The following is an 11,844-nucleotide window of genomic DNA, read 5'->3' on the forward strand; positions in this document are numbered from 1 at the left end:
ATGCGGTACCAAGTCTTACTGAGCAACCGGGGTGATATCACGCATCGGCTTGCCCTTTACCGGCGCATCGCCCGCTACATAGTAAGCAGCGGTGCTACGCGGCAGCGGCTGGCGGCCACGGATCTTGTCGGCGATTTTCTCGGCGATCATGATCGTCGGCGCGTTGAGGTTGCCGGTGGTGATGATCGGCATGATCGAGGCATCGACCACACGCAGGCTCTGCATGCCGTGCACGCGACCTTCGCCATCCACCACAGCCATCTCGTCGGTGCCCATCTTGCACGAGCAGGACGGGTGGAACGCGGTTTCGGCGTGCTCGCGGATGAACTTGTCGAGTTGCTCATCGGTTTGCACTTCGATGCCCGGGCTGATTTCGCGGCCACGGAAGGCGTCGAGCGCAGGCTGTTGCATGATTTCGCGGGTCAGGCGGATGCCGTCGCGGAATTCCTGCCAGTCCTGCTCGGTGGCCATGTAGTTGAACAGGATGCTCGGGTGCTGGCGCGGGTCTTTCGACTTGGCCTGGATGCGACCACGGCTTGGCGAACGCATGGAACCCATGTGCGCCTGGAAACCGTGCTCTTTCACACCGTTGCTGCCGTTGTAGTTAATCGCTACCGGCAGGAAGTGGTACTGGATGTTCGGCCATTCGAATTCCGGACGCGAACGGATGAAACCGCCTGCTTCGAACTGGTTGCTGGCGCCGATGCCGGTGCCGTTGAACAGCCATTCCGCACCGATGGCTGGCTGGTTGTACCAGAGCAGCGACGGGTACAGCGAAACCGGCTGAGTGCAAGCGTATTGCAGGTACAGCTCAAGGTGATCCTGCAGGTTTTCACCGACGCCCGGTAGATCGTGAACGACCGGGATGTCGAGCGACTTCAGCAGCTCGGCAGGGCCGACACCGGAGCGCTGCAGAATCTGCGGCGAAGCGATGGCGCCGGAGCACAGCAGCACTTCTTTGCGCGCTTTGACTTCAACGCGCTCTTCAGCGTCGCCGACCAGGTAACGCACGCCAACGGCACGCTTGCCCTCAAACAGGATCTTGTCGGTCAGGGCGTGGGTGACGATGGTCAGGGTCGAGCGCTTCTTGGCGACGTCGAGGTAACCACGGGCGGTGGAAGCACGACGGCCGTTCGGCGTGACGGTGCGGTCCATCGGGCCGAAGCCTTCCTGCTGGTAACCGTTCAGGTCTTCGGTGCGCGGGTAACCGGCTTGCACGCCGGCTTCAACCATGGCGTGGAACAGCGGGTTGTTGCCCGCCTTCGGCGTGGTCACGCTGACCGGGCCTTCACCACCGTGGTAGTCGTTCGGGCCGATGTCGCGGGTTTCGGCTTTGCGGAAGTACGGCAGGCAGTCGAGGTACGACCAGTTTTCCAGGCCTGGCAGTTTCGCCCAGCCGTCGTAGTCCATGGCGTTACCGCGGATGTAGCACATGCCGTTGATCAGCGAGGAACCGCCGAGGCCTTTGCCGCGACCGCATTCCATCCGACGACCGTCCATGTGTGGCTCTGGATCGGTTTCGTACGCCCAGTTGTAACGACGACCTTGCAGCGGGAATGCCAGTGCCGCCGGCATTTGCGTGCGGAAGTCGAAACGGTAGTCAGGGCCGCCTGCTTCAAGCAGCAGAACGGTGACGCCTTCGTCTTCAGTCAGACGGGTCGCCAGGGTGTTACCGGCCGAGCCGGCACCGATGATGATGTAATCGAATTCTTGGGACATTGAATGCACCCTCTTTAGATGTGGTCAGGTCTGACCTCGGCGAGTGCTGCGCACTCGAATCGCTGGCAAGCCAGCTCCCACAAAGATTGGGGGCTGCCACAGATTTGATGGACGACCCCAAACCTGTGGGAGCTGGCTTGCCAGCGAAGAGGCCTTCGCGGGCAATGCAAATCTCGGGTTAGAACACCGAAACGTAATCGCCCAGCTCGACCTGTACCGATTTGATGCGGGTGAAGTTGTTCAGCGAGCTGATGCCGTTCTCACGGCCAACACCCGACTGCTTGTAACCGCCGACCGGCATTTTTGCGTCGGACTCGCCCCAGGCGTTGATCCAGCAGATACCGGCTTCCAGTTGATGAATCACGCGGTGTGCGCGGTTCAGGTCTTTGGTGACGATACCGGCGGCCAGGCCGAAGTCGGTGTCGTTGGCGCGGCGGATCACTTCTTCTTCGGTCTCGTAGGAGAGGATCGCCATCACTGGGCCAAAGATTTCTTCACGAACGATGGTCATGTCGTCGGTGCAATCGGTGAACACGGTCGGAGCAACGAATGCGCCTTTGGCGAATTCGCCGTCGGTCAGACGGTCGCCGCCGCACAGCACGCGGGCGCCTTGCTCTTTACCCTTGGCGATGTAGCCCAGCACGCTTTCCATGTGCGCGAAGCTGACCAGCGGGCCGAAGTTGGTGTTCTCGTCTTCCGGGTTGCCGATGCGGATGCGTGCAACGCGTTCAACGATCTTGGCTTCGAAAGCGGCTTTCAGGTGCGCCGGAACAAACACGCGAGTGCCGTTGGTGCAGACCTGACCGGAGCTGTAGAAGTTGGCCATCATCGCGGTGTCGGCAGCGCGATCGAGATCGGCGTCGTCGCAGATGATCAGCGGGGACTTGCCGCCCAGTTCCATGGTCACGTCTTTCAGCGACGAAGCCGAAGCGCTGGCCATAACCTTCTTGCCAGTGTCGGTGCCGCCGGTGAAGGAGATTTTTTCGATGCGCGGGTGCTCGGTCAGCCAGGTGCCGACTTCACGGCCGCTGCCGGTCAGTACGTTGAACACGCCATTTGGAACGCCGGCTTCGGTGTAGATCTCGGCCAGTTTCAGGGTGGTCAGCGAGGTGACTTCGCTTGGTTTGAAGATCATCGCGTTACCGGCAGCCAGGGCTGGAGCGGATTTCCACAGGGCGATCTGGATCGGGTAGTTCCACGCGCCGATGCCGGCAACCACGCCCAGCGGCTCGCGACGGGTGTAGACGAAAGAAGTGTCACGCAGCGGGATCTGCTCGCCTTCGATGGCCGGCACCAGGCCTGCGTAATATTCCAGCACGTCAGCACCGGTAACGATGTCGACGTATTTGGTTTCGGAGAAGGATTTACCGGTGTCCAGGGTTTCCAGCGCGGCCAGTTCATCGTTGCGCTCGCGCAGGATGTCGACGGCGCGACGCAGGATGCGCGAGCGCTCCATGGCGGTCATCGCGGCCCAGATTTTCTGGCCCTTTTCAGCGCTGACCACGGCGCGCTCGACGTCTTCCTTGGTCGCACGTTGCACCAGTGCGAGGACTTCACCGTTAGCCGGGTTGATGGCTTCGAAGGTGGCATCGCTGCCGGCGTCAGAGTACGCGCCATCGATGTAAAGTTTTTGCAGTTCGAAACGGGCCATAGTGTCCTCGCAAGTGCATTGGTGGTTGGCGTTGACCACCGCGGTGAGGCTGCGGTGGCGTTCAGGGGCCGAGCGTTTTCTGTGTGCTCTAGCTCACCTTCTTGGCCAATTGGAAATCCATGTATTCGTAAGCGATCTGTTGCGCCTGCGCCGTGTCGAAAGCGTCTCCCGACAAAGCGCCGCGCAACCACAAGCCGTCAATCAACGCTGCCAGCCCCCGCGCTGCGCTGCGCGCATCTTCGAGCGACAACACACGGCGGAACTGACAGCACAGGTTGGAATACAGACGGTGATCGTTGATCCGCTGCAACCTGTGCAAAGACGGCTGGTGCATGCTGGTGGCCCAGAAGGCCAGCCAGGTTTTCATTGCCGGGCCATTGACCTGGCTGGCGTCGAAGTTGCCTTCGATGATCACCTGCAGATGCGCCCGTGGGCTGTCATCTGCCAGCGCCTGCCGGCGCGCGGTGACGCTCTCGCTGAGGGCGGTCATCAGATACCGCATCGTGGCGGCAATCAGGCCGTTCTTGTCCTGAAAGTAATGACTGATGATGCCATTCGAGACACCGGCCAAACGGGCGATCAGCGCAATGCTGGCGTCCCCCATTCCGACCTGATCGACCGCCTGCAAAGTGGCTTCGATCAGTTGTTGGCGGCGGATGGGTTGCATACCGACCTTGGGCATCTTGCACATCTCCTTAGGCCTTCCGAGCGACGAATGACGCCTATCGGATTGACGGCCAGTCTATTTTGTTTTGATTGAACGTTCAATCAACAAAGAATAAGATCTGCGACAAATCGTCGCTGCCTACAGATTTTTCCTACGTGTAAGTGGCGATAAAACCGACATCCGAAAATGCTCGAAACCTTTATGGGGCATGGCGCGGTTCGCGATTCGATGGACGTGTTGAAAGGGCAAGACGCTCAGGGCCAGGTTTCGGATGAACGTCCGTCCACCTTCGGCCACGAAAGCGATTCGCAGCGCCATTTCGGCAGGTTCGGGCATTTTTCGGGGTGTCTTTATATCACCCGCCGGTCGGCTGCCAACTAACCGATTGGTCGGGTTCCGTGTTGCCTTGTGTTCTTCTCTCGCACTGCCTGGAGCATTTGTGCCATGAGTTCTGCCTCGCTTATAAAGACCCCGCCCGAGAAGGTGACGGTCAACGGTTGGGTGTTTTACACCTCTACCGCGCTGATTCTGTTGTTGACCGCCATTCTGATTATCGCCCCGCAAGAGGCCGGCAGACTGTTGGGTATCGCTCAGGCCTGGTTGTCGCGCAGCTTCGGCTGGTACTACATGGTGGTCATCGCCGCCTATCTGGTGTTTGTGGTGGGCCTGGCGTTTTCCTCTTACGGCAAACTCAAACTGGGCAGCAAGGACGACACCCCGGATTTCAGTTACGGCGCCTGGGCGGGGATGCTGTTCTCGTCGGGTATCGGTATTTCGCTGCTGTACTTCGGCGCGTCCGAGCCACTGGATCACTACTTCAATCCGCCGGAAGGCGCCTCGGCCAGCAACCTGGCCGCGCGTCAGGCGGTACAGCTGACCTTCCTGCATTGGGGCCTGCATGGCTGGGCGATCTATGCACTGGTCGGTCTGGCCGTGGCGTATTTTGCTTACCGTCATAACCAGCCGCTGGCGTTGCGCTCGGCGCTGTATCCGCTGGTGGGCGAGCGTTGGGTCAAGGGCGCGGCCGGTCACGCGGTGGACGGCTTCGGCATGTTCGTGACCCTGCTGGGTCTGGTGACGAACCTGGGGATTGGTTCGCTGCAAGTATCGTCGGGTCTGGAAAACCTGTTCGGCATGGAACACAGCAACACCAATCTGCTGATCGTGATCATCGTGATGAGTACCGTGGCGACCATCGCTGCCGTGTCCGGCGTGGAAAACGGCATCCGTCGTCTGTCCAACCTGAACATCGTGCTGTTCAGCGGCCTGCTGATTTTCGTCCTGCTGTTCGGCCCGACCTTGCACCTGCTCAACGGCTTCGTGCAAAACATCGGTGACTACCTCAATGGCATCGTGCTGAAAACCTTCGACCTTTATGTGTACGAAGGCGACAACGCCAAGTCCGAGCGCTGGATGGGCCTGTGGACTCTGTTCTACTGGGCGTGGTGGATTTCCTGGGCGCCATTCGTCGGCATGTTCATCGCGCGTATTTCCCGTGGTCGTACCGTCCGTGAGCTGGTGGCTGGCGTGCTGCTGATTCCGCTGGGCTTCACACTGGCCTGGCTGTCGATCTTCGGTAACTCGGCACTGGATCTGGTGATGAACCATGGCGCGGTGGAGCTCGGCAAGACGGCGCTGGAACAGCCGTCGATGGCGATCTATCAGTTGCTTGAACACTACCCGGCGTCGAAAGTCGTCATCGGTGTGTCGATCTTTGTTGGCTTCGTGCTGTTCCTGACCCCGGCCGACTCCGGCGCGGTGATGATGGCGAATCTGTCCTGCAAGGGCGGCAACGTCGACGAAGATGCGCCGCACTGGCTGCGGATCTTCTGGTCGGTGGTGATCACCCTGGTGACTATCGGTCTGCTGTTTGCCGGTAACTTCGAAGCCATGCAAACCATGGTGGTGCTGGCCGGTCTGCCGTTCTCGGTGGTGCTGGTGTTCTTCATGTTCGGCCTGCACAAGGCGATGCGCCAGGACGTGCAGATCGAACAGGAGCAGGCGCAACTGGCGGAGCGCGGTCGTCGTGGTTTCAGCGAGCGTCTGACGCAACTGGACCTGCAACCGAGCCAATCGGTAGTGCAGCGCTTCATGGACAAGCAAGTCAGCCCGGCGCTGGAAGATGCCACCGCGCAGATGCGTGCGCAGGGTCTGCAAGTGCAGACGCTGTTGGGTAAATCCAAACGCTGCATGGGCGTGCGCGTCGAGATGGAAGAGGGCAACCCTTTCGTTTACGAAGTGAGCCTTGACGGCTATCTGGCGACCCCGACCGAATCGGCGCAGTCCGATGAAGCGCGCCAGCGTTACTACCGCGCTGAAGTTTATCTGCACAACGGCAGCCAGGATTACGACCTGATGGGCTTCACGCAGGATCAGATCACACGCGATGTGCTCGATCAGTTTGAAAGCCATCGGCAGCTCCTTGGCCGGGTGTACAGCTAAAGTCAAAAGCCCCCTCACCCCAACCCTCTCCCCAAGGGAGAGGGGGAAAGGGAGCAGATCGGGGGCTTTTCAAGACCTGAGTTCGACTCGATTTCTCAGGTCGGTGTAGCTCGAAAGTACAACTCGGTCAGTCCCCTCTCCCTCCGGGAGAGGGCTAGGCGGGCGGCGTTCCGATGAGGGGCTTTTCCCTGACCCAATAAAAAAGGGATCGCTCACCGCGATCCCTTTTTTTATCCCGCCTTAACCGAGGTTCTTGCCCAACAGCGCGTGATACAGCTCGCTGTCGCCCAGGATCCCCACCACATGATTGTCATCGTGCAGCACCAGCTTGTTGCCGGTCTGATAACGAATCTGCAGCGCATCGCGCATACCGATGTTCGAGTCCACCAGTGTCGGCTTGCGCTCTAGCCCTTCCACCGCTTGTCCCGGTGCCCAGTTCTGCAGGTTCAGCACCGAACCATTCTGCCGCGCGCCCTTGATGGTGTTGCCTTCGGCCAGGTCCAGCCACGAATCGCCGCCCGGATCGAGACACACCGAACCGTTGATACGTTTGCACTTGTCCAGTGTGCGCATCAGGCTGCGGCCGCAGAGCACGTTGAGCGGATTGGTGTGTGCGACGAAGGTGCGCACATAGTCGTCCGCCGGGTTCAGCACGATCTCTTCCGGCACGCTGTACTGGATGATCCGGCCGTCTTTCATGATCGCGATGCGGCTACCCAATTTGAGCGCCTCATCAAGGTCGTGACTCACAAACACGATGGTCTTGTTGAGCTTGCGTTGCAGCTCCAGCAGTTCATCCTGCAGACCCTGACGGATCAGCGGGTCGAGCGCCGAGAACGGTTCGTCCATCAGCAGAATGTCGGCGTCCATCGCCAGCGCCCGCGCCAGACCGACACGCTGCTGCATGCCGCCGGAGAGTTCGTCAGGCTTCTTGTTGCGCCATTGGGTCAGGCCAACCAGTTCGAGTTTTTCGTCGACCAGTTTCTTGCGCTCCTTCTCCGGGCGACCCTGCATTTCCAGACCGAAACTGATGTTCTCGCGCACCGTCAACCACGGCATCAGGGCGAACTTCTGGAACACCATGGCGATGCGTTTGGTGCGCATCATTTTCAGCTCGGCCGGGGTGCAGGAGGCGATGTCGATCTGGCGGTTTTCATGCTCGACGAACAACTTGCCGCGGCTCACGGTGTTGAGTCCGTTGATGCAGCGCAGCAGGCTCGACTTGCCGGAACCGGACAGGCCCATCAGCACGCAGATCTCGCCTTTGTTGATGTCCAGCGTGGCTTTTTCCACACCGACGATCTGTCCGGTCTTCTTCAGGATCTCGTTGCGGGTCATGCCCTGATCGAGCAGCTTGAGTGCCTCGCGCGGATCTTTGGAGAAGATTACGTCAACGTCTTCGAAGCGAATTATGCTCATGCGTCACCCCCTACTTTGGCGTCGGGTTGTTTGCAGATACGGTCGAGCATGATCGCCAGCAGTACGATCGCCAGGCCCGCTTCGAAGCCCAGAGCGATATCAGCAGTGTTCAGTGCGTTGACCACCGGTTTGCCGAGTCCGTCGGCGCCCACCAGTGCGGCGATCACCACCATCGACAGCGACAGCATGATGCACTGGGTGATGCCGGCTGCGATGCTCGGCATGGCGTGAGGCAGTTCGATCCGTGAGAGCAATTGGCGACGCGAGCAGCCGAAGGCTTTGCCGGCGTCCATCAGTTCTTGCGGGACATCGCGGATGCCCAGGTAGGTCAGGCGGATCGGCGCAGCGATGGAGAACACCACCGTAGAGATCAGGCCCGGGACCACACCCAGCCCGAAGAGGGTCAGGGTAGGAATGAGGTAAACGAAGGTCGGTACGGTCTGCATCAGATCGAGTACCGGACGCATGACAGTGTAGAACATCGGTTTGTGCGCAGCGACGATGCCCAGCGGCACGCCGATGACCACGCAGACCAGGGTCGCGAACATGACCTGGGCGAGGGTTTCCATGGTTTCCTGCCAGTACCCCAGATTGAGGATCAGCAGGAAGGAGGCGATCACGAAAGCGGTCAATCCCCATTTGCGCTGGATCAGGTGCGCGAGCAGGGCGATCAGGCCAATCAAGACCAGTGGGTTGAACCAGGTCAGCGCAAACGTCACGCCGTGGATCATCGTTTCCAGGGTCACGGCGATTGCGTCGAAGGTGTTGGCGCCGTGTTGCGTCAACCATTCAACGAAGCCCGCGATGTACTGGCCTAAAGGTATTTTCTGATCAATCAGCATGGTAGTGAACGTCCGCATGCAAGGAAATAAACAGCCCGGGTGGGCGAGCCCACCCGGCATAAGCGATTACTGAAGCTTGGCTTTCACGGCCTCCAGGCCAGGTTTACCGTCAATGGTGGTCACGCCAGCGAGCCAGGTATCGAGCACTTGTGGATTCTTTTTCAGCCAGGCCTTGGCGGCCGCGTCAGGCTTCATCTTGTCGTCGAGGATGTTGCCCATCAGTTCGCTTTCCATGTCGACGGTGAACTCCAGGTTCTTCAGCAACTGACCGACGTTGCTGCATTCCGCGGCGTAACCCTTGCGGGTGTTGGTTGCCACGGTCGCCGCACCGAAATCGGGGCCGAAGAAATCATCGCCACCGGTCAGGTATTGAATCTTGAAGCGCTTGTTCATCGGGTGCGGCGCCCAGCCGAGGAAGACCACGGCGGTGTCGCGTTTTTGCGCGCGGTCAACCTGCGAGAGCATGCCCGCTTCGGAGGATTCGACGACTTTGAAACCCGCGGTCTTCAGGCCGAAGGCGTCTTTGTCGATCATGCTCTGGATCAGACGGTTACCGTCGTTGCCAGGCTCGATGCCGTAGATTTTGCCGTCGAGTTCTTTCTTGAATTTGGCGATGTCGGCGAAGTCATGCAGACCTTTGTCATACAGGGCTTGCGGCACGGCGAGGGTGTACTTGGCGCCCTTGAGATTGGTGCGCACGGTTTCCACAGTGCCGGCATCGCGGTAAGCCTTGATGTCGTTTTCCATGGTCGGCATCCAGTTGCCGAGGAACACATCCATGTTCTTGCCGTCGGCCAGCGACTTGTAGGTCACGGGCACGGAGATCATGGTGGTCTTGGTCTTGTAGCCGAGGGCGTTGAGGACTACGGAGGTGGTGGCGGTGGTGGCGGTGATGTCGGTCCAGCCGACATCAGAGAAGTTAACGGTACTGCACTGCGCCGGTTCTGCAGCTTGCGCCAGTAACGGCAGACTCAGCATGGCGGCCAACAACAACGATGGGGAACCTTTCATGGATGGACTCCTTGGTGTTTTTTTTGGCAGTGTTCCGACTGTGGACCACCGCACTTATAGGTTGCGGTTGGATGGCGTTCTGGAGACAGCTCTGTCACGGCGCCTTGCAATCGAGTCATAACGATCATGTACCAGTGAAAATCTGACGCCTACAGGGGGGGTCGTATCCAGTACAGGGATGGTCGCATCCAGTGTCAGTGACGTCGTTTACAGCTTTTTTCTGCCCCGAATGGCCATCTGAACCGCACAAAAACGTCGAAAAACCGGGGCGAAAACGGCGCGGCGCTGGTGGACATGAGTGCGTCGGTGTCAGACGCCGTGCGTCCCGACAAAAGCCTGATGATGCGGGCATTCCGGCGGAACGCAGCTTGAGCGTAGCAGCTCCGCCAGCGGGCGCTTTTGCGTCCCGGACCGGTATCCTCAGGAGCTCTGCAGCAATGGCTATCAGCGTTTTCGACCTGTTCAAAATCGGCATCGGCCCGTCCAGTTCCCACACCGTCGGGCCGATGCGCGCCGCGGCGTTGTTCGTCGAGTCGCTGCGCGACAAGCACCAGTTGGAACAGGTGCGCCGTATAGAAGTGCAACTGTTCGGATCGCTGTCAGCCACGGGCATTGGTCACGGCAGCGACAACGCGGTGATCATGGGGCTGATGGGCGAGTGGCCGGACGCAATCGACCCGGCGCAAATCGGCCCGCGCATTCAGGCGCTGCGCGAAACCCACACGCTTTTCCTGGATGGTCGTTTATCGGTGCCGTTTGTCTGGGCTCGGGACATGCGTCTGATCGATGAGAACCTGCCGTTCCATCCCAATGCCATGACCCTTGTTGCCGAGGGCGATCACGGCGAACTGCACCGCGACACTTACTACTCGGTGGGGGGCGGCTTTGTCGTCGATCAAGCGCAGGCGTCCAGCGGCGTGGTCGATCTGGATCGCACTGAATTGCCTTACGACTTTTCCAGTGCGGTCGAGCTGCTGGAGCTGTGCAAGAACAACAACCTGCGCGTTGCCGAACTGATGATGGCCAACGAAAAGGTCTGGCGCAGTGAAGAAGAAATCCGCGCCGGGCTGATGAAGCTGTGGCGGGCGATGCAGGATTGCGTCGAGCAGGGCTTGAAACACGAAGGCATCCTGCCCGGCGGTTTGAATGTGCGCCGGCGTGCGGCGAAGTTGCATCGCAGCCTGCAGGAACTGGGTAAGCCCAATGTGATCGGCTCGACGCTGAGCGCGATGGAGTGGGTCAACCTGTTCGCCCTCGCGGTTAATGAAGAAAACGCGGCTGGCGGGCGCATGGTCACGGCGCCGACCAATGGCGCGGCGGGAATTATTCCGGCGGTGCTGCACTATTTTATGAAGTTCAGCGAAGCGGTGACGGACGCCAATGTGGTCGACTACTTCCTGGGTGCGGCGGCGGTGGGGATTCTGTGCAAGAAGAATGCTTCGATCTCTGGCGCTGAGGTTGGCTGTCAGGGTGAGGTCGGTTCAGCGTGCGCAATGGCGGCGGCGGGGCTGGCGGAGATTCTTGGCGCTACACCGGAGCAGTTGTGCAACGCGGCGGAGATTGGCCTGGAACATAACCTCGGGCTGACCTGCGATCCGGTCGGTGGCCTCGTGCAAGTGCCGTGCATCGAGCGCAATGCGATTGCCGCGGTAAAGGCGATCAACGCGGCGCAGATGGCGTTGCGCGGCGATGGTCAGCACTTTATCTCGCTGGACCGGGTGATCCGCACCATGCGTGATACCGGCGCTGACATGCATGACAAATATAAGGAGACCTCGCGGGGTGGCCTGGCGGTCAGTGCGGTTGAGTGCTGAGACCGAGTCGCCTCAATCGCGAGCAGGCTCACTCCTACATTTGGAACGCGTTCCCCTGTAGGAGTGAGCCTGCTCGCGATAGCGTCAGACCAGTCAAAATTGCTCATCAAGTGAACACAGACAATAAATCACGCCACCTTTTAGCGCGTCGCAAACAGATAAGAGTCTTTCCCACCTGTTACATATGATCTGCATCCCTACCGTCCGTCACCCGTGCCTGCGGTGACACTCCCCACAAACTGCACGCAGGCCAGTTCCCACAAGTGCTACCGATTTGCT

9 protein-coding genes are annotated in these 11,844 nt (G+C 59.7%); 3 read left to right on the forward strand and 6 right to left on the reverse strand.

Annotated elements, in window-relative coordinates; translation table 11 throughout:
• Positions 1-15: 15 nt before the first annotated feature.
• The 3 genes from betA to betI form a co-directional block, all read right to left on the reverse strand.
• Complete coding sequence (betA, locus tag ACOYXE_RS24925) at positions 16-1,719, reverse strand: choline dehydrogenase (protein ID WP_460926785.1); 1,704 nt, start codon at positions 1,717-1,719, stop codon at positions 16-18.
• A 178-nt stretch (positions 1,720-1,897) separates the two neighbouring features.
• The gene (gene betB, locus ACOYXE_RS24930; RefSeq protein ID WP_008085772.1) at positions 1,898-3,370 is read right to left on the reverse strand and encodes a betaine-aldehyde dehydrogenase; all 1,473 of its coding nucleotides are present in this window, start codon (positions 3,368-3,370) and stop codon (positions 1,898-1,900) included.
• 88 nt (positions 3,371-3,458) lie between these two features.
• Positions 3,459-4,052, reverse strand: a complete 594-nt coding sequence (betI, locus tag ACOYXE_RS24935; protein ID WP_007918292.1) for a transcriptional regulator BetI — start codon at positions 4,050-4,052, stop codon at positions 3,459-3,461.
• 171 nt (positions 4,053-4,223) lie between these two features.
• Between betI and ACOYXE_RS24940 the strand changes: the two genes are divergently transcribed.
• Positions 4,224-4,418 carry a hypothetical protein gene (locus ACOYXE_RS24940; RefSeq protein ID WP_160059716.1) on the forward strand — a complete coding sequence of 65 codons (195 nt, stop codon included), beginning with the start codon at positions 4,224-4,226 and terminating at the stop codon, positions 4,416-4,418.
• A 120-nt stretch (positions 4,419-4,538) separates the two neighbouring features.
• The gene (locus tag ACOYXE_RS24945) at positions 4,539-6,479 is read left to right on the forward strand and encodes a BCCT family transporter (RefSeq protein WP_238785357.1); all 1,941 of its coding nucleotides are present in this window, start codon (positions 4,539-4,541) and stop codon (positions 6,477-6,479) included.
• A 240-nt stretch (positions 6,480-6,719) separates the two neighbouring features.
• Here the strand turns inward: ACOYXE_RS24945 and choV are convergent, their stop codons facing one another.
• From choV to ACOYXE_RS24960, 3 genes are all read right to left on the reverse strand, one after another.
• Complete coding sequence (gene choV / locus ACOYXE_RS24950) at positions 6,720-7,898, reverse strand: choline ABC transporter ATP-binding protein (RefSeq protein ID WP_064119193.1); 1,179 nt, start codon at positions 7,896-7,898, stop codon at positions 6,720-6,722.
• Positions 7,895-8,740: a choline ABC transporter permease subunit gene (choW, locus tag ACOYXE_RS24955; protein WP_460926786.1), complete on the reverse strand. Its 846-nt coding sequence runs from the start codon at positions 8,738-8,740 to the stop codon at positions 7,895-7,897. Before choW ends, choV begins: the two co-directional genes overlap by 4 nt.
• Positions 8,741-8,806: 66 nt before the next feature.
• The gene (locus ACOYXE_RS24960) at positions 8,807-9,751 is read right to left on the reverse strand and encodes a choline ABC transporter substrate-binding protein (protein WP_064119194.1); all 945 of its coding nucleotides are present in this window, start codon (positions 9,749-9,751) and stop codon (positions 8,807-8,809) included.
• 437 nt (positions 9,752-10,188) lie between these two features.
• On the opposite strand from ACOYXE_RS24960, the gene ACOYXE_RS24965 reads away from it, so the two are divergent.
• Positions 10,189-11,565, forward strand: coding sequence for an L-serine ammonia-lyase (locus tag ACOYXE_RS24965; RefSeq protein WP_460926787.1), 1,377 nt, complete (start codon positions 10,189-10,191; stop codon positions 11,563-11,565).
• Positions 11,566-11,844 lie beyond the last annotated feature (279 nt).

It is taken from the genome of Pseudomonas sp. MC6 (genome assembly GCF_054790575.1).